The sequence below is a fragment of the Streptomyces sp. NPDC050504 genome, assembly GCF_044458065.1.
In the GTDB taxonomy this organism is placed as follows: domain Bacteria; phylum Actinomycetota; class Actinomycetes; order Streptomycetales; family Streptomycetaceae; genus Streptomyces.
This window is the reverse complement of sequence record NZ_JBITHO010000008.1, coordinates 79,238-97,305: the sequence shown is the minus strand read 5'-3', so window position 1 is coordinate 97,305 and position 18,068 is coordinate 79,238. Positions and strand designations below refer to the sequence as shown.

General features: G+C 73.6%; 18 protein-coding genes. 11 read left to right on the top strand and 7 right to left on the bottom strand.

Translation table 11 applies throughout. The features are described from left to right. Window positions 1–60: 60 nt before the first annotated feature. Complete coding sequence (locus tag ACIBNE_RS28620; RefSeq protein WP_399276505.1) at window positions 61–1,569, bottom strand: aldehyde dehydrogenase (NADP(+)); 1,509 nt, start codon at window positions 1,567–1,569, stop codon at window positions 61–63. Window positions 1,570–1,664: 95 nt separating this feature from the next. Between ACIBNE_RS28620 and ACIBNE_RS28615 the strand changes: the two genes are divergently transcribed. The 4 genes from ACIBNE_RS28615 (at window position 1,665) to ACIBNE_RS28600 (ending at window position 5,964) form a co-directional block, all read left to right on the top strand. Then, window positions 1,665–2,435: an IclR family transcriptional regulator gene (locus ACIBNE_RS28615; protein WP_399276503.1), complete on the top strand. Its 771-nt coding sequence runs from the start codon at window positions 1,665–1,667 to the stop codon at window positions 2,433–2,435. Between the two features lie 13 nt (window positions 2,436–2,448). Continuing rightward, window positions 2,449–3,714, top strand: a complete 1,266-nt coding sequence (locus tag ACIBNE_RS28610; protein ID WP_399276501.1) for a sensor histidine kinase — start codon at window positions 2,449–2,451, stop codon at window positions 3,712–3,714. Continuing rightward, complete coding sequence (locus tag ACIBNE_RS28605; RefSeq protein ID WP_399276499.1) at window positions 3,711–4,391, top strand: response regulator; 681 nt, start codon at window positions 3,711–3,713, stop codon at window positions 4,389–4,391. Before ACIBNE_RS28610 ends, ACIBNE_RS28605 begins: the two co-directional genes overlap by 4 nt. Window positions 4,392–4,512: 121 nt before the next feature. Then, window positions 4,513–5,964: a peptidoglycan D,D-transpeptidase FtsI family protein gene (locus tag ACIBNE_RS28600; protein WP_399276497.1), complete on the top strand. Its 1,452-nt coding sequence runs from the start codon at window positions 4,513–4,515 to the stop codon at window positions 5,962–5,964. A gap of 81 nt (window positions 5,965–6,045) precedes the next feature. On the opposite strand, the gene ACIBNE_RS28595 is transcribed toward ACIBNE_RS28600, so the two are convergent. Continuing rightward, window positions 6,046–7,407: an MFS transporter gene (locus ACIBNE_RS28595; RefSeq protein ID WP_399276495.1), complete on the bottom strand. Its 1,362-nt coding sequence runs from the start codon at window positions 7,405–7,407 to the stop codon at window positions 6,046–6,048. A 190-nt stretch (window positions 7,408–7,597) separates the two neighbouring features. Here ACIBNE_RS28595 and ACIBNE_RS28590 point away from each other — a divergent pair, with 190 nt between their 5' ends. From ACIBNE_RS28590 to ACIBNE_RS28565, 6 genes are all read left to right on the top strand, one after another. After that, entirely contained in the window at window positions 7,598–8,512 is a 915-nt protein-coding gene (locus ACIBNE_RS28590; protein ID WP_399277149.1) for a GlxA family transcriptional regulator, read from the top strand. Between the two features lie 21 nt (window positions 8,513–8,533). Then, on the top strand, window positions 8,534–9,013 hold the full coding sequence (locus ACIBNE_RS28585) for a GNAT family N-acetyltransferase (RefSeq protein WP_399276493.1): 480 nt from the start codon (window positions 8,534–8,536) through the stop codon (window positions 9,011–9,013). 119 nt (window positions 9,014–9,132) lie between these two features. Next, complete coding sequence (locus tag ACIBNE_RS28580) at window positions 9,133–9,837, top strand: DsbA family oxidoreductase (RefSeq protein ID WP_399276491.1); 705 nt, start codon at window positions 9,133–9,135, stop codon at window positions 9,835–9,837. A gap of 117 nt (window positions 9,838–9,954) precedes the next feature. Next, window positions 9,955–11,001 carry an aminotransferase class V-fold PLP-dependent enzyme gene (locus tag ACIBNE_RS28575; RefSeq protein WP_399276489.1) on the top strand — a complete coding sequence of 349 codons (1,047 nt, stop codon included), beginning with the start codon at window positions 9,955–9,957 and terminating at the stop codon, window positions 10,999–11,001. A 31-nt stretch (window positions 11,002–11,032) separates the two neighbouring features. Continuing rightward, on the top strand, window positions 11,033–11,587 hold the full coding sequence (locus ACIBNE_RS28570) for a sigma-70 family RNA polymerase sigma factor (protein ID WP_399276487.1): 555 nt from the start codon (window positions 11,033–11,035) through the stop codon (window positions 11,585–11,587). Beyond that, a complete protein-coding gene (locus ACIBNE_RS28565) occupies window positions 11,587–12,696 on the top strand; it encodes a maleylpyruvate isomerase N-terminal domain-containing protein (protein WP_399276486.1) in 1,110 nt (369 codons plus the stop codon). Before ACIBNE_RS28570 ends, ACIBNE_RS28565 begins: the two co-directional genes overlap by 1 nt. 185 nt (window positions 12,697–12,881) lie before the next feature. Here the strand turns inward: ACIBNE_RS28565 and ACIBNE_RS28560 are convergent, their stop codons facing one another. Then, window positions 12,882–13,436 carry a MarR family winged helix-turn-helix transcriptional regulator gene (locus tag ACIBNE_RS28560; RefSeq protein ID WP_399276484.1) on the bottom strand — a complete coding sequence of 185 codons (555 nt, stop codon included), beginning with the start codon at window positions 13,434–13,436 and terminating at the stop codon, window positions 12,882–12,884. A 188-nt stretch (window positions 13,437–13,624) separates the two neighbouring features. On the opposite strand from ACIBNE_RS28560, the gene ACIBNE_RS28555 reads away from it, so the two are divergent. Then, window positions 13,625–14,695: an alkene reductase gene (locus ACIBNE_RS28555; protein WP_399276482.1), complete on the top strand. Its 1,071-nt coding sequence runs from the start codon at window positions 13,625–13,627 to the stop codon at window positions 14,693–14,695. Between the two features lie 115 nt (window positions 14,696–14,810). Here ACIBNE_RS28555 and thpD read toward each other — a convergent pair whose 3' ends face one another. The 4 genes from thpD to ectA are packed head-to-tail and all read right to left on the bottom strand — an operon-like array spanning window position 14,811 to window position 17,867. Beyond that, on the bottom strand, window positions 14,811–15,674 hold the full coding sequence (gene thpD, locus ACIBNE_RS28550; RefSeq protein ID WP_399276480.1) for an ectoine hydroxylase: 864 nt from the start codon (window positions 15,672–15,674) through the stop codon (window positions 14,811–14,813). Between the two features lie 3 nt (window positions 15,675–15,677). After that, entirely contained in the window at window positions 15,678–16,076 is a 399-nt protein-coding gene (locus ACIBNE_RS28545) for an ectoine synthase (protein WP_399276478.1), read from the bottom strand. 46 nt (window positions 16,077–16,122) lie between these two features. Further along, a complete protein-coding gene (gene ectB, locus ACIBNE_RS28540) occupies window positions 16,123–17,391 on the bottom strand; it encodes a diaminobutyrate--2-oxoglutarate transaminase (protein ID WP_399276476.1) in 1,269 nt (422 codons plus the stop codon). Beyond that, window positions 17,388–17,867 (bottom strand): diaminobutyrate acetyltransferase, encoded by a 480-nt coding sequence (gene ectA, locus ACIBNE_RS28535; RefSeq protein ID WP_399277147.1) that lies wholly within the window; start codon window positions 17,865–17,867, stop codon window positions 17,388–17,390. Before ectA ends, ectB begins: the two co-directional genes overlap by 4 nt. Window positions 17,868–18,068 lie beyond the last annotated feature (201 nt).

Genomic DNA, 18,068 nt, shown 5'->3' with positions numbered 1-18,068 from the left:
TGCGGCCGGGGCCGGGGGAGGCCGAGGGGGGCGCCGCGGCGCCCCCCTCGAAGAGGAGCCTCAGCCGGTCACCCGGCGCGGCACCCCGAGCGGATTGCCGTCCCTCAGCTCGGGCGGCAGCATCCCCTCCGGCACCCCCTGGTACGCCACGGGCCGCAGCCACCGCTCCACCGCCGTCGCCCCCACCGACGTGGACGTCGACGTCGTCGCCGGGTACGGCCCCCCGTGGTGCTGCGCGGGCGCCACGGCCACCCCGGTCGGCCAGCCGTTCACCAGCACGCGGCCCGCCAGCGGCGTCACCTCGGCCAGCAGCTCGGCGGCCCCTTCCTCCCCCTCCGCGATCTGCAGCGTCGCGGTGAGGTTGCCTGGCAGCCGTCCGAGGACGGCCGAGACCTCGTCGGACGAGGCGTACCTGGCCACCACCGTCACGGGGCCGAAGCACTCCTCCAGGAGCAGGTCGTGGTCCCCGTCCGAGGTCAGCCGGCTCGCGGGCACCGTGAGGAACCCCGCGGCGACGGTGTGCTCCCCGCCCGCCCCCGGCGCGATCGGCGCCTCGACGTCCGGCAGCGCGGTCCGCTCTCCGACCCCCGCGAGGAACGCGTCGCGCATCCGGTGGTCCAGCATCACCCCGGGCTCGGTCCCGCCGATCGCGGCGGTCAGCGACTTGACGAGCGCGTCGCCCGCCGCCCCCGAAGGCGCCAGCACGAACCCGGGCTTGACGCAGAACTGCCCCTCGCCCAGCGTCATCGACCCGGCGAGCCCCGCCCCCAGCTGCTCGGCGCGCTCGGCGGCCGCCGCCTCGGTGATCACGACCGGGTTGAGGGAGCCCAGCTCCCCGTGGAAGGGGATGGGCACGGGACGCGCGGCCGCCGCGTCGTAGAGCGCCCTGCCGCCCCGTACCGAACCGGTGAAGCCCGCGGCGGACACGAGCGGGTGGTGGACCAGCTCCACGCCCGCGTCGAAGCCGTGCACCACCGCCACCACGTCCTGCGGCAGCCCGACCCGCGCCGCCGCGCGGCGCAGCAGGGAGACGCAGAGCTCGGAGGTGGCGGGGTGGTCGGGGTGGGCCTTGACGACGACCGGGCAGCCGGCCGCGAGCGCGCTCGCGGTGTCGCCGCCCGGCACGGAGAAGGCGAGCGGGAAGTTGGACGCCGAGTAGACGGCGACCACGCCGAGCGGGATCTTCCAGCGGCGCAGATCGGGCCGGGGCGGGGTGAGCGAGGGGTCGGCGCGGTCGATCCGCACGTCGAGGAAGGAGCCCTCGTCCACGACGTCGGCGAACGCCCGCAACTGCCCGGTGGTCCTGGCGAGTTCACCGGTCAGCCGGGTGGGGCCGAGCGCGGTCTCGGCGTCGGCGACCTCCACGACGGGCCCCGCGGCCTCGTCCAGCAGGTCGGCCGCCGCGCGCAGCAGCGCGGCCCGCGCGACCCTGTCGGCGAGCGCGGAACGGACCGCGTGGGCGGCGCGCACCGCGCGGTCGACGTCGCCGGGACCGGCCTCCACGGCAACCTGCTCGCGCGGCTTCCCGGTTCGGGGGTCCACACTCCACACTGGTACCGCTGCCGTCATGACTTCCTCCCCGAAGCCGTTCGCTATTCTGAACGGCGTTCCTGTCGATGAACTGTGGGGACTCTATTTCCGGGCTTTCGAAGGGGTCAAGAGCGATGGCGGCTGCTGATCAGGGTGGGGCTCAGGTCAAGTCCGCGGTGAGAACGGTGGAGTTGCTGGAGTACTTCGCGGGGAGCCCCGGGATGCACTCGCTCGCCGCCGTGCAGGAGACCGTCGGGTACCCCAAGTCCAGCCTCTACATGCTGCTGCGCACGCTGGTGGAGCTCGGCTGGGTGGAGACGGACGCGACGGGCACGCGGTACGGCATCGGCGTACGCGCCCTGCTGGTCGGCACCTCCTACATCGACGGCGACGAGGTCGTCGCCGCCGCCAGGCCCACGCTCGACCGGCTCTCCGACGACACGGCCGAGACCATCCACCTCGCGCGCCTCGACGGCACCAACGTCGTCTACCTGGCGACCCGCCAGTCCCAGCACTACCTGCGCCCCTTCACCCGGGTCGGCCGCAGGCTGCCCGCCCACTCCACCTCCCTGGGCAAGGCGCTGCTCGCCACCCACAGCGACGAGCAGGTGCGGGCGCTGCTCCCGGCGACGCTCCAGCCGCTCACCGAACACACGGTCACCGACCGCGAAGAGCTCATCGCCGAACTGGCCGCCATCCGCGAGCAGGGCCTCGCCGTGGACCGCGAGGAGAACACCCTGGGCCTGCGCTGCTTCGGCGTGGCGATCCCCTACCGCACCCCGGCGCGCGACGCGATCAGCTGCTCGGTGCCGGTGGCCCGGCTGACCCCGGGGCACGAACAGCTCATCAAGGACGCGCTGTTCGACGCCCGCGACCGGCTGATGCTCGCCACGCGCAGGCTCTGAGGCGGCGCGCTCCGTGACACGTTCCGTCACCCGGGCCCTGTTCGGCAGGCGGGCCGCGCTGCGCTGGGTCCACCTGGTGCTCGGCGGCGCGCTGCTGATGCCGTACTGGCTGCTGAGCGCGGTGCTGCTCTCGGTCGTCCGGGAGTCGCAGACGCTGTTCGGCGACAGCCTCTCGACGCAGTTCATCGCGTTCGCCGCCGCGCTGCCCGCGGCCGCGCTCACCGCGCTCTTCCCGCTGACCAGGCCGCTGGTCTCGGCGGCGGCCCGGCCGCTGTGCGGGGTCCCCTTCGACCGGTACGCCGAGGGCCCGGCACGCACCCGGGCCGCCCGGGTGCGCACGGCGGGCTGGTTCACGCTCCACCTGGCGCTCGGCGGGCTGGTCAGCGGGGCGACCCTGGCGCTGACGCCGCTGGCGGTGGTCCTCGTCGTGCTGCCGCCCGTCAGCTACGTCACGGGCACGTCGGGGCGGTACGAGAAGTACGCGGTGCTGGACGGCCCGTGGGCGCTGCTGCTCGGGCCGCTCGGCGGGGCCGCCGTGCTGGTGCTGGTCGCGGCGGCGTCGGCGGGCGCGGGCGCGCTGCTCGCCCGGCAGGTGCCCGCGCTGCTCGGCCCGACGCCCGCCGACAAGCTGGCCGCGGCCGAGCGCAGGGCGGCCGACCTGGCGGTGCGCAACCGGCTCGCCAGGGAGCTGCACGACTCGGTGGGCCACGCGCTCAGCGCCGTGACGCTCCAGGCGAGCGCGGCGCGCAGGGTCCTGGACGCCGACCCGGAGTTCGTACGGGAGGCACTGGCCGCCATCGAGGAGACCACGCGGCGCACGGTGGGGGAGCTGGACGCGGTGCTGGGCATCCTGCGGAAGGACGACGACGCCGAGGACACCGGCGCCGTCGGACCGGCGGGCCCCACCCTGGCGCTCCTGGACGACCTGCTGGCCCGCTGCGGGGTGCCGGTGGAGTGCGAGCGGCGCGGGGACCCCGCGGCCGTGCCGGACCCGGTGTCCCGGGAGGCGTACCGCATCGTGCAGGAGGGCCTGACCAACGCCCTGCGGCACAACGGCGGCGCACCGGTGTCCCTGTCGATCACCGTGCACGAGGAAGAGGTGGAGATCACGATGGAGAACCCCTTGTCGGAGAGGGCGGCCGTGGTGCGCCCCGGCGGCGGCCGGGGGCTGCGCGGCATGGCGGAGCGGGCGACCCTGCTGGGCGGCTCGGCCGCCGCGGGACCGCGCGGCGACGTGTGGCGGCTGGACGTGCGGCTGCCGCTGGGAGGAGGGCGATGAGCGGCCCGAAGGACGCGGGCGGCACGCCGGTCAGGGTGGTGCTCGCCGACGACGAGCGCATGGTCCGCACCGCGCTGCGCGTCATCCTCGACGCCGAGCCCGACCTCCACGTCGTCGGCGAGGCCGCGACGGGCGCCGAGGCGGTGTCGGTGGTGCGCGAGCTGCGCCCCGACGTGGTGCTGATGGACGTGCGGATGCCGGAGATCGACGGGATCAGGGCGACCGAGCAGATCCTGGCCACGCTGGACGGGCCGCCGCGGATCGTCGTCGTCACGACCTTCGAGAACGACTCCTACGTGTACGACGCGCTGCGCGCGGGCGCGTCGGGCTTCCTGCTGAAGCGGGCGGACGCCGACGAGCTGGTGCAGGCGGTGCGGCTGGTGGCGCGCAGCGACTCGCTGCTCTTCCCCGCCGCGGTGCGCGGTCTCGCCGCCGAGCACGGCAGGCGACGGGCGACGGCGCAGGCCCCGTGGGTGCGCAGGCTCACCGACCGGGAGGGCGACGTGCTGCGGCTCATGGCGGCGGGGATGACCAACGCGGAGATCGCGGGGCGGCTGACGGTCGGCCCCGCGACGGTGAAGACGCACGTGGCGTCGGTGCTGGCGAAGACGGGGGCGCGGGACCGCACGCAGGCGGTGATCGCCGCGTACGAGTCGGGTTTCATCACGCCGGGCTGAGGGCCCGTGTTCGGACGCGGCCCCCGGACCCGGGCCCCGGACCCGGGCGCCGCATGAGGAAAGCCTGAGAAGCCGGGCGGACAGGAACGATCCGCCCGGCCCCGTACGTCCCCGTAGCAGGATGAACAAGACGATCAGGCACGCCGCCGTCTTCAGCCTCCTGCTGGTCCTCGCCCTTCTGGTGCGGGCCACCTGGGTACAGGCTTTCGAAGGCAAGGCCCTCGCAGACAACGAACACAACCGGCGGAACACCATCGCGCGCTACGCGCAGCCGCTCGGCAACATCGTCGTGGCCGGGAAGCCGGTCACCGGATCGAAGAGAACGGACGAAGGCGACTACGCGTACCGGCGCACGTACCAGGACGGCCCGCTGTACGCGGCCGTGACGGGCTACGGCTCCCAGGCGTACGGCGCCACGCAGCTCGAAGGCATCTACCGCGACGTGCTCGACGGCTCGGACTCCCGGCTGAAGAACCCGCTCGACACGGTCACCGGCAGGTCCGCCGAGCCCGGCAGCGTGGTCACCACCATCGACCCGGCCGTGCAGAAGGCGGCGTACGGGGCCCTGGGGTCGAAGAAGGGCGCGGCGGTCGCGCTCGACCCGAAGAGCGGCGCGGTCCTCGGGATGGTCTCGACGCCCTCGTACGACCCGGCGGAGATCGCGGGCGCCTCGGACGGCGAGGCATGGAAGAAGCTGCTCGCCGACGAGGACCAGCCGCTGCTCAACCGGGCGCTGCGGCAGCCGGTGCCGCCGGGCTCGACGTTCAAGCTGGTGGTCGCGGCCGCGGCGCTGGAGGACGGGCTGTACGAGTCGGTCGACGCGCGGACCGCGAGCCCCGACCCGTACACGCTGCCCGGGACCAGGACGGTGCTGCACAACGAGAACAGGTCCGCGCCGTGCGAGAACGCCACGATCCGCACCGCGCTCCAGTACTCCTGCAACAACGTCTTCGCCAAGATGGCCGCCGACCTGGGCAAGGAGAAGGTGCGGGCGCAGGCGGAGGAGTTCGGCTTCAACGAGGCGAAGAGGGACGTGCCGGTGCGGGCGTCGGAGAGCGTCTACCCCCGGGAGATGGACGGGGCGCAGACGGCGCTCACCGGCATCGGGCAGTTCGAGGTGACGGCGACGCCGTTGCAGGTCTCCATGGTGTCGGCGGCGCTCGCGAACGGCGGGGTGCTGAAGGATCCCCACATGGTGTCGAAGGTGACGGACGGGGACGGGGACGCCCTGCGGACGTACGACGGCGGGGACGGCCGCCGGGTCGTCTCCGAGAGGACGGCCGGGCAGCTGCGCGACGCGATGGTGACGGTCGTCGAGGACGGCACCGGCACGAACGCGCGGATCGGCGGCGGGGTCGAGGTCGGCGGCAAGACCGGTACGGCCCAGCACGGCGTGGACAACAGCGGGACGCCGTACGCGTGGTTCACCTCGTACGCGAAGGACCCGTCCGGCGGGAAGGAGGTGGCGGTCGCGGTGCTGGTGGAGGACTCCGGGGCGGCGCGCTCCGAGGTCAGCGGGAACGGGCTGGCGGCGCCGATCGCCAAGGCGATGATGAGGGCCGCGCTGCGGTAGGAGGGGCGGGGGAGTCGCGCGGGAGCGGGGCACGTGCCGGGCGTACCCATCACCCTCACTGCCCCCGCCCCCACCCCCGCCTCACGCCCTCCGCAAGGTGAACGTCGCCGTCAGCGTGCCCGCCAGCAGCACGACCCCGATCAGCAACGACCCCCGAATGCCGGAGGCCCCCGCGCCCAGCGCGCCGAACACCGCGATCCCGAGCGCCCCCGACACCTGCCGCGCCGCGTTCAGGACGCCCGCCGCGATCCCCGCCCGCTCCGCGGGCACCGCCTCCATCATCGCCGCCGTCAGCGGCGGCAGCGCGAACCCGCACCCCAGCGACATCGGCACCAGCAGCAGCGACGTCACCAGCGGCGGCACCCCGGGATCCACCCCCACCGCGAGCACCAGCAGCAGGCCGGCCACCGAAACCGACTGCCCGACGAGCATCGGCACCCGGGGCCCGTACCGGTTGGCGACCTTGCTGGACAGCACGTTCACCACCGACAGCAGCCCGGTCATGGGCAGGAACACCAGCCCCGTCGCCAGCGGCGAGAGGTCCAGCTCCTGCTGGAAGTAGAGGCTGAAGACGAAGAGCGAGCCGTAGAAGACCACGCTGATCGCCGAGCCCGCGGCGACCGCGACCGCCACCGTGCGGTCCCGGAACAGCCCGAACGGCACCACCGGATGCGCCTGCCGCCGCTCGATCCGGACGAACGCGCCCAGTGCCACGACCGCGACGCCCCCGGCGATCCACCCCGTGGTCCCGCGCTCGATGACCGCGAGGACCAGCGCGGTCAGCCCCACCGCGGCGGCGGCCTGCCCCGGCAGGTCCAGCGGCGCGGGCCGCCGGGGCGAGCGCGGGACCCGGGCCCCGAGCGCCAGCGCCGCCAGCCCGAGCGGCAGGTTGATGAAGAAGATCGCCCGCCAGTCCAGTACGGAGGTCAGGGCGCCGCCCGCGACGGGACCGAGCGCCGCCGCGACCATCCCGCCCGCCGCCCACAGCGACACCGCACGGGTGCGCCGCGCCGGGTCCGCGTACGCCTGCCGCACCAGCGCCAGCGTCGTCGGCAGCACGATCGACGCCGCGACGCCCTGGGCGATCCGCGCCCCGATCAGCACCGGCAGGCTCGGCGCGAGCCCGCAGGCGACGGAGGCCGCGGTGAACAGCGCGATCCCGATGCCGTACGCGCGACCTGCGCCGATCCGGTCGGTGAGCGCGCCCGTGGAGAGCAGCAGCGCGGCGAAGGCGAGCGTGTAGGCGTCGACGACCCACTGGAGCCCGGTCATCCCGCCGCCGAGCGCGGCGCCGATCGGCGGCAGGGCGACGTTCACCACCGAGCCGTCGAGCATGATCAGCCCGAAGCCGAGCACGGCCGCGACGAGCGAGACCGTGGGGGAGGGGGAGGGGGAGGGAGCGGTGGCGGCGAGGGAGGCGGGGGCGGATTTCGTTCGTGGCATGGGCCAAGACTGTCGAGCCCGTTCCGCGTACAGTAGTGGCTCGAATGCCATACCTCCGGAGGTTCTGGCCATGGCCGTCGCGCAGCCGCCCGCACCACAGCCCGTGTCGCAGCCCGTGTCACAGCCCGCACCACCGTCCGTGCCCGCTCCGCTGAACGTCGCCGTGATCGCCGCGCCGCCGGTCGTCTCGATGTTCAACCTGGCCATCCCCGAGATGCTGTTCTCCAAGGCCGAGGTGGACGGCGCGCCCGGCTACCGGGTCACCGCCTGTACGCCGGATCCCGGACCCCTCACCACGACCGGCGGCCTCGACGTGCTGGTCGGCCGGGGGCTGGACGCCGTCGACGAGGCCGACGTCGTGATCGTCGCGGGCACCGGATCGCGCGAGGAGCCCGACGCGCGCATCGTCGCGGCGGTGCGCCGCGCCGCGGCCGCGGGCAAGCGCATCGCCTCCATCTGCACGGGCGCCTTCGTCCTCGCCGAGGCCGGGCTGCTCGACGGGCGGGCCGCGACGACCTACTGGGCGTACACCCGCGAACTGGGCGACCGCTACCCGGCGGTCGACCTCCAGCAGGACGTGCTCTTCGTGCAGGACGGCCCCTTCCTCACCTCGTCCGGGTACGCGGCGGGGATCGACCTCTGCCTCCAGATCATCCGCACCGACTACGGCGCCGCCGTCGCCAACTCCGTCGCCCGCCTCGCCCTCGTCGCGCCCGTGCGGCCCGGCGGCCAGACCCAGTTCACCGACACCCCGCTGCCGCCCGAGCGCGGCGTCTCCTTCGCCGATACCCGCGCCTGGGCCATGCGCCACCTCGACGAGCCGCTGACCCTCACCGACCTCGCCCGCAACGCCGGGGTCTCGATCCGCACGCTCTCCCGGCGCTTCCACGCCGAGACCGGGCTCAGCCCGTTGCAGTGGCTGCTCCACCAGCGCATCGAGCGCGCCCGCGAGCTCCTGGAGACCACCGCGCTGCCGATGGACCAGGTCGCCCGCGCCAGCGGTCTGGGCAGCGCGGACTCGCTGCGCCAGCACGTGCAGCGGCGCCTGGGCCTGACCCCGAGCGCCTACCGCGCCTCGTTCTCCCGCCTCGCAACCAGCGGCTGAGCGATGAGCGTCCACCAGACCATGATCCGAACAGCGACCGCCGACGACCTCGACGCCATAGCCGCCCTGCACACGGCGGCCCGCGCCACGTACTACCGGGGCCACATCCCCGAGGACGCCTACGCCGGCCCCGCCGAGCTGGCCCGCACCCGCGACGGCTGGCAGCGCGCGGTGGAGGGCGGCCACGTGCTGTGCGCGGAGCGGGACGGCGAGGTGGTCGGCGTCGCGGCGCACCGCGAGGTCGGGGGAGTGATGACGCTCACCCAGCTCCACGTGCGGCCCGACCGCTGGAGCGGCGGCATCGGCGGCGCGCTGCACGGCGCGTGCGTCGCGCGGTGGCGCGCGGCGGGCGTGAGCGCGGTGCGTCTTGAGGTGTACGAGCACAACGTCCGCGCCCAGGAGTTCTACGCGCGCCACGGCTGGCGCCCGGATCCGGCCGAGCCGCGCGTCGGCCACCACCTGGCGCTGTGGCTCGTGCTGGGTCCGGCGTCGGGCCGGTAGCGGGACCCGGGCACGGACCCGGACCCGGACACGGACCCGGTGGCCGGGAATGATCCGGGCAAACCGTATGTTGAAGATGCAAGTAAACCCCCGGAACCGGAGAGAAGAGAAGCTGAGACATGCGCGTCGAGATCTGGAGCGACATCGCCTGCCCGTGGTGCTACATCGGCAAGGCCCGCTTCGAGCAGGCCCTCGCGGCCTTCCCGCACCGCGACGGCGTCGAGGTGGTGCACCGCTCCTTCGAGCTCGACCCGAACACGCCCAGGGGCACGACGGCGCCGGTCGTCGAGATGCTCGCGGCGAAGTACGGCCGCACCCTGGACGAGGCCCGCTCCATGGAGGCCAACGTCGCGTCCAACGCGCACGGCGAGGGGCTCGGATACGTCCTCGAAGGCCGTGACCACGGCAACACGTTCGACATCCACCGGCTGCTGCACCTGGCGAAGGCGCGCGGCGTCCAGGACGCGCTCCTGGACCTCGCCTACCGCACCAACTTCGCGGACGAGCGCTCCGTCTTCGACCCCGAGGTGCTGATCGGCCTCGCCGTGGAGGCGGGCCTCGACGAGACCGAGGCACGGGCGGTCCTCGCGGACGAGGACGCGTACGCGGACGAGGTCCGCGCGGACGAGCGCGAGGCGGCGGAACTGGGGGCGAACGCGGTGCCGTTCTTCGTCCTCGACCGGAGGTACGGGGTGTCGGGCGGACAACCGGCGGAGGTCTTCGCCCAGGCGCTGGAGCAGGCCTGGAAGGACCGGGCGCCGCTGGCGCCGGTGAGCGGTGCGGCGGAGGGCGCGACGTGCGCCCCTGACGGCACCTGCGCGTAAGGGGCACGCGGGGTCGGGGGCGCGGTCTCCCGCGCGGAGGTGCTTCTGCCCGGCGGGCAGGAGCACCTCCGCCCCCGCCTCCCCCGCGCCCCGCGGGGTTGCGGCAGGCTGAGGCCCATGGACACCCTGATACGTACCGAGTTCGCGGTCGAGACCACCTACCTCAACACCGCCTCCTGCGGCCTCCTGCCCCGCCGCGCGGTCACCGCCGTCACCTCCCTCGCGGAGCGCATTGCCGCCGGGCGCAACGAGGGGTCGGGCAGCTTCGCGTCCGTGGAGGCCGCCCGCGCCTCCTTCGCGCGGCTCGCGAACGTCCCCGCCGACCGCGTCGCCATCGGCGGCTCCGTCACCGCGCACACCGCGGTCATCGCCGCCTCCCTCCCCACGGGCTCCGAAGTCCTCGTCCCCGAGGGCGACTTCAGCTCCGTCGTGATGCCCTTCGCGCGCCGCCGCGACCTCAAGCTGCGGCAGGTGCCGCTCGCGGACCTCGCGGGCGCCGTGCGCCCCGACACCGCGCTCGTCTCGTTCTCGACCGTCCAGTCGGCCGACGGCCGCACCGCCGACCTCGGGGCCGTACGCGAGGCCGCCGCCGCGCACGGGGCCCGCACCCTCGTCGACGCCACCCAGTCCATGGGCTGGCTGCCCTGGTCGGCGGCCGACTGGGACTACACGGTCGTCGGCGGCTTCAAGTACCTGCTCTGCCCGCGCGGCACCTCCTTCCTCACCGTCGCCGAGGAGGCCCAGGACGCCCTCGTGCCCGCCCAGGCGGGCTGGTACGCCGCCGCCGACCAGGAGGCGTCCGTCTACGGCCCCGGCGGCGAACTCGCCCCGGACGCGAGGCGGTTCGACGTGCCGCCCGCGTTCCTCCAGTACCACGCGGCCGAGCAGTCCCTCGCGCTGCTCGAAGAGGTCGGCACCGAAGCGGTGCACGCCCACGTCACCGCGCTCGCCGCCCGCCTCCGCTCCGGCCTCGCCGGGCTCGGCCACGCGGTCGTGCCCGGCACCTCCGCGATCGTCGCGCTGCCCGGCCTCGCGCACCGCGGCCCCGAGCTGGCCGCCGCCGGCGTCGTGCACTCCGCGCGCGCGGGCAACCTCCGCCTCTCCTGCCACCTCTACAACTCCACTGCCGATGTGGACAGAGTGCTGGACGTGCTGTCCGTCTGAGGGCTAGGAAGGGCACCACGAGGTGGTGCCGGTGGTGGAAACCGATCTCCATCAACGACTCGTGTACGGAGACGAGTCCGCGCTGGCCGAGGCGTACGACGCCTTCGGCGGGCTGGTCCACCACGTCGCGCTGCGCGTGACCCGCTCGCCCGCCGCGGCCGAGGACGTCGCGCAGGAGGTCTTCACGCACCTCTGGTCCCGCCCCTACGCCTTCGACCCGCGCCGCGGCACGCTGCGCACCTGGCTCTCGATGCTCGCGCACCGGCGGGCCGTGGACTGGGTGCGCGGCGAGGAGCGGCACCGCAAGGCGGCCCACACCCTGTCCGCCGAGCCCCGGCAGGAGGCCACGCCCGCCGACCCGGACATCGAGCGGTCGCTGCTCCTGCACGCCGCCCTCGCCGAACTCCCGCTCCCGCAGCGTCAGATCGTCCACCTGGCATACTTCGCGGGCCGCACCTACCGGCAGGCCGCGGCCGAGCTGGGCATTCCCGAGGGCACGGCCAAGACCAGGCTCCGCGCCGCGCTCCACAAGCTGGCCGACCTGCTGGCCGACCCGCCGGGCACCGCCGTGGAAAGGGGCGTCTGATGGCCGAAGGGCACGAGGAGCTGCGGGACCTGGTGGCGGCGCTGGCCGTGGGCGCGGCGCTGCCGGGCGACGCGTCACGGGTCGGCGACCACCTCGCGGAGTGCGCCCAGTGCGCCGCCGATTCCGCGCGGCTGCGCGAGACGGTGCGCCTGATGGCGGGGGCGGGCGGCGGCCCCCGCGGCAACGGCGCACCCCGAGGCAACGGCGGCCCGTACGGCAACGGCCCGTACGGCAGCGGCCCGTACGGCAACGGGGCGTCGGGGCGGGCGCCCATGGCCCGCGACGCCGTCGTCCGCGCCGCACTGCGCACCAGGGGCGGCGCCCCGGCGGTCGCCGCGCACGCCGCCCCGTACGCCGCGGCCGTCGCCGGACTGGACGCGCTGCTGCGGGAGCTGGACGACCTCGGGGCGTGGGGGACGCCCGTGGCGAACGGCTGGGACGCGCACGGCACCGTCGCGCACCTGATCGCCGCCGACGAGCCGCTCGCCGTGCGCCTCGGGCACCCCGCGCGGATCCCGCCCGTGGACGTGCCGCTCGGCGGCGGCTGGCGGGAGGCCTGGGCGGCACGCACCGCGGCGGCCCTCGCCCACGAGGGCCCGCGCACGCCCGCCGAGACGAGGGCGAGCTGGTACGCGCAGACCAGGGCGCTGCTGACGGATCCGGCCGCGTACGACGCGGAGCTCGCCGCCCGCGCGACCGAGCTGATGGGCGTCCGGCTGCCCGTCGCCGACCACTTCCTGATCAGGGCGTTCGAGACCTGGGTGCACACGGACGACATCGGCCGCGCGATCGGCCGCACCGTACCGCCGCCGCCCGACCCCCAGCTGCGCCGCCTCGTCGGTCTCGCGGTGCGCATCCTGAACATGGCGCTGGGGCAGGACGCGGCGCCCGTCCTGCTGACCGTCGAGTGGTCCGACGGTACGGCCCAGGAGTGGGTGCTGGGCTCGGAGGAGGAGCCGGTGGCGGCGCAACTGGTGCTGCATCCGGTGGACTTCTGCCTGCTGATAGGGGGCCGCTATCCGGTGGCGGAGGTGCCCCGGGGCACGTCGGGGGACCCGGGGGCGGCCCAGCACGCCCTGGAGCGGGCGGCGGCGTTGGCGTGGCTGTAGGGGAGTGTGCGGCGTGTGCCCCACCCTCGCGCAGTTCCCCGCGCCCCTAGGCGGTCCGCCGTACCGGACTCCGTTCAGCACAGGCGCCCCTTTAGGGGCGCGGGGAACTGCGCGAGCAAGCCACCACCGGCCCGCAGGGCACCACCCACCCCCGGCGAAAACGGCGCCCCCGGGCAACGGTCCCCCTAACACCCGCCCCCGCCCGCACCCCCACCCTCCGGCCCGCACCCCGACGCCCGCACCAGATTCCCCTCCACCTTCCCCAGCAGCCGCGCCAACTCCGCCCGCTCCCCCTCGTCGAGCCCGTCGAGGGTGTACTCCTCAAGCCGCAGCCACGCCTCCTGCACCGCGTACCGCAGCGCGCAGCTCTGCTCCGTGGCCTCCACGAGCACCGCGCGCCGGTCGGCCGGGTCGGGGCTGCGCCGTACGAGACCCGTCTGCTCCAGCCGCTGGAGCATCTTGGTGACCGTCGACGGATCGAGCGCGACGGCCTTGATCAGCTCGGACTGCCGGGCCGGACCCTCCGCCCACAGGTGCAGCATCAAGAACTCCTGCCCGGGATAGATCCCGGCGCTCTTGAGCAGCTTGCCCGCGGTCACCCGGTGCATCCGGGCGACGCGGGAAACGGCGTTGCTCACGGGCGCGCAACTGTCCGAAGCGCCGACCGCCACCGCCTCCCCGGCGCAGGGCGGCGCACCCGCCTCCGTACAGACGGGCTCGGCCGGGGTCTCGGGCTTCATCGGGTCCTCCAGGGTGTCGCGGCGGGGCGGGTTCCGAGTGCCGGGCCCTCCGGGACCCAGGATCTCCCAAGGTCACCGATCACCCGACCGCCCCGTACCCAGATTTTACCTTGGTCGACCAAGTAATTGGGCTACAGTGGCTCGCGACGGAAATGTTTGGTCGACCACATAAATTTTGGGAGCCCGCCATGACCACTGCATTCGACCCCGTGGACCTCGCGGGCACACCGCTCGCCAACCGCATCGCGATGGCCCCCATGACCCGCAGCCGCGCCAACCCCGACGGCCACACCGCCACCGGCTCGATGGTCGAGTACTACGCCCAGCGGGCCTCCGCCGGGCTGATCGTCTCGGAGGGCATCCAGCCCTCCGTCGTCGGCCAGGGCTACCCCGGCACGCCTGGACTGCACTCCCGCGAACAGGTCGCGTCGTGGCGCGGGGTCACCGACGCCGTGCACGCGAAGGGCGGGCGCATCGTCGCCCAGATCATGCACGCGGGCCGCATCGGCCACCCCGACGTCTGGCCCGGACAGGACCTGCGCAGCGTCGCCCCCTCCGCCGTCACCCCGGCGGGGCAGCTCTACACGGCCCAGGGCATGAAGGACTTCGTCGCCCCGCACGAGCTGACCGGCGACGAGGTCCTGGCGACCGTCGACGACTACGTGGCCGCGTCCCGCAACGCGATCGAGGCCGGTTTCGACGGCGTCGAGCTCCACGGCGCCAACGGCTACCTCATCCACCAGTTCATCGCCGCCAACACCAACCTGCGCACCGACGAGTGGGGCGGCTCGATCGAGAAGCGCAACCGCTTCGCCGTCGAGGTCGCCAGGGCGGTCGCGGCGGAGATCGGCGGCGCCCGCACCGGCATCCGCCTCTCGCCGGGCAACCCGTACAACGACATCGCGGAGACCGACGTCGAGGAGACGTACACCGCGCTCGTGGACGCGCTGGAGCCGCTGGGCCTCGGCTTCCTGCACGTCGTCGAGATGGTGCCCGGCTTCCGGGACGTCACGCTGGAGCTGCGCAAGCGCTACACCGGCACGTTCGTGCTGAACCCGGCGACCGAAGGCCCCACCGACCACCGCGCGCTCGGGCTGATCGAGGACGGCACGGCGGACGTCCTGGCCTTCGGCCAGCTCTTCCTCGCCAACCCCGACCTGCCCGCCCGGCTCAAGGCCGAAGGCCCGTACAACGAGGCGGACAAGGCGACGTTCTTCGCGCCGGGCGACGAGGGGTACATCGACTACCCGACCCTGTGAGATGAGCTGCGTAAGGGGCGCCCCGCCGGGGAGGGCGCCCCTTACGCGTACGCGCTCACCCGCGTACGCGTGCGTTCGCTCGCGCACGTCCGCGTTCACTCGCGCGCCTCCGCGCTCACCGCACCGGCGTGAAGTCCCGCGCCCCGATGAACTCCGGGCGCCTGACCGGTGCCGCGAACGGCTCGACCGCCGCGTTCTCCACGCTGTTGAAGACGATGAAGACGTTGCTGCGCGGATACGGCGTGATGTTGTCGCCCGACCCGTGCATGCAGTTGCAGTCGAACCACGTCGCCGCCCCCGCCCGGCCGGTGAACAGCCGGATGCCGTGCGCGTCGGCCAGCTTCGTCAGCGCCTCGTCGGACGGCGTGCCCGCGTCCTGCATCTGGAGCGACTTCTTGTAGTTGTCGGTCGGCGTCGCGCCCGCGCAGCCCAGGAACGACAGGTGCGAGCCCGGCATGATCATGAGGCCGCCGTTGGTGCTGTAGTTCTCGGTCAGCGCGATCGAGACCGACACGGTCCGCATGTTCGGCAGCCCGTCCTCGGCGTGCCAGGTCTCGAAGTCGGAGTGCCAGTAGAACCCCGAGGCCCCGAAGCCGGGCTTCACGTTGACGCGCGACTGGTGGACGTACACGTCCGAGCCGAGGATCTGCCGGGCCCGGCCCACCAGCCGCTCGTCGCGCACCAGGCCCGCGAAGACCTCGCTGAGCCGGTGCACCTCGAAGACCGAGCGGACGTTCCCGGACGAGCGCTCGACGATCGAGCGCTCGTCGGCCCGCACGGCGGGATCGGCGATCAGCCGCTCCAGCTCGGTGCGGTAGAGCGCCACCTCGTCGTCGGAGAGCAGCCCGGGATCGGCGAGGAAGCCGTCGCGCTCGTACGACTCCAGACCCGTCGGGTCGCCCCAGACCACCGGGTCCTGGCGCGGGGTGGTCACCTCGGCGGCGCCGCGCGTGGGGTAGAGGTCGGCAACGGTGGTCATGGTTCAGCCCTCCTCGGTGAGCAGCGGGTAGACGCCGTTCTCGTCGTGGTCCTCCCGTCCGGTGACGGGCGGGTTGAAGACGCAGACGCAGCGGAAGTCCGTCTTGGGCCGCAGCGTGTGGCGCTCGTGGCCGTCCAGCAGGTACATCGTGCCGGGGGATATCCAGTGCGTCGCGCCGGTCTCGTGGTCGGTCAGCTCTGCCTCGCCCTCCACGCAGAGCACGGCCTCGATGTGGTTGGCGTACCACATGGAGGTCTCCGTGCCCGCGTAGAGCACCGTCTCGTGCAGCGAGAAGCCGACCCTCTCCTTGGCGAGCACGATGCGCTTGCTCTCCCAGGTCCCCGACGCGGCCTTCACGTGGCGGTCGGTGTTCTCGATGTCCCGGAGCGATCGGACGATCACGGTGGTGCAACTCCCTCGGTCGTACGGGTGGTTCGGACGCGGGTTCTCAGGCGGTCTCGCGGACGGAACGGGCCAGCGTGCGCAGCCCCTCGTCCAGTTCGTCGGGCGTCACGGTGAGCGGCGGCAGCAGCTTGACCACCTCGCTCCGCGGCCCCGAGGTCTCCAGCAGCAGCCCCAGTTCGAAGGCGCGCGCGCAGACCGCGGACGCGCGCCGCCCGTCGTCGAACTCCAGGCCCCAGACCAGGCCCCGGCCGCGGTAGCGCGCACCGAGCCCGGCGTGCTCGTCGCAGACCGCCAGCAGCGCCTGCTCGACCTGCTCGCCGCGCGCGAGGGTCTGCTTCTCCATCTGTCCGTCGGCCCAGTAGGCGTCGAGCGCGGCGGCCGCCGTCACGAAGGCCGGGTTGTTGCCGCGGAAGGTGCCGTTGTGCTCGCCCGGCTCCCAGATGTCCAGCTCCGGCTTGAACAGGCAGAGCGACATGGGCAGTCCGTAGCCGCTGATGGACTTCGACAGCGTCACGATGTCCGGGGTGATGCCCGCCTCCTCGAAGGAGAAGAAGGCGCCGGTGCGGCCGCAGCCCATCTGGATGTCGTCGACGATCAGCAGCATGTCGCGGCGCCGGCAGAGACCGGCCAGCGCGCGCAGCCACTCGGGGCGCGCGACGTTGATGCCGCCCTCGCCCTGCACCGTCTCGACGATCACCGCGGCGGGCTGGTTGAGCCCCGAGCCCTGGTCCTCAAGGAGCCGCTCGAACCAGAGGAAGTCCGGCGTGCGGCCCTCCAGGTAGTTGTCGAACGGCATCGGCGTGCCGTGCACCAGCGGAATTCCGGCCCCGGCCCGTTTGAAGGCGTTGCCGGTGACCGCGAGCGAGCCCAGCGACATGCCGTGGAACGCGTTGGTGAACGACACGATCGACTCGCGGCCCTTCACCTTGCGGGCCAGCTTCAGCGCCGCCTCGACGGCGTTGGTGCCGGTCGGGCCGGGGAACATCACCTTGTACGGCAGGTCGCGCGGGCGCAGCACCACGTTCTGGAACGACTCCAGGAAGGCGCGCTTGGCGGTCGTCGCCATGTCGAGGCCGTGCGTGATGCCGTCGCGCTCGATGTAGTCGATCAACGCCCGTTTCAGTACGGGGTTGTTGTGGCCGTAGTTGAGCGATCCGGCCCCGGCGAAGAAGTCCAGGTACTCGTGGCCGTCCTCGTCGGTCAGGCGGGCGCCCTGCGCGCGGTCGAACACGGCGGGCCAACCGCGGCAGTAGCTCCGCACCTCGGACTCAAGGGTCTCGAAGACGCTCAGGGCGGGCGGGGTGATGGTCACTTCGTGTCTCCCGTGAGGTGGAGGGGGCCGATGCGGTACAGCACCTCGGGCTGGTGCGCCCCGTCGGGGAACAGCCCGCCGTCGAAGAGGACTTCGCGGCTGAGCAGGGCGCCGTGGCGCCGCGCGTAAGAGGCGAAGAGGCGGTCGGACGCGGTGTTGTCGGGCGTCACCGTGGTCTCGACCGCACGCAGCCCGCGCTCGCGCGCCACGCGCCGCGTCAACTCCTCCAGCAGGGCGCCGGCCAGGCCCGCGCCCCGGTGGCCGCGGTCCACGGCCACCTGCCAGACGACCAGCGTGCCGGGGCGCTCGGGCCGTACGTAGCCGGTGATGAAGGCGACGGGCGTGCCGTTTGCGCCGCGCGCCACGACGGAGGTCGCGGCGAAGTCGCGGCACCACAGCAGATAGCTGTACGAGGAGTTGAGGTCGAGCACTTCGGAGTCACGGGCGATGCGCCAGATCTCGGCGCCGTCCTCCACCCGTGGGCTTTCGAAAACGATGGCTGCTTGTGCGGCGGTCATGTCGGTCGTCCCTACCCAGGGAAATCGAAGTATTCCTGTGGGGCGGGTGCGTGGAAGGGGATCGGGCTGTGTTATTCGCGCGGGCGTGAACTCGATTCCATTGCGCCTTTTCATCCCGAAAAATCCGGGCAATTCGCCGGAGTTGTGGTGTCGATCACA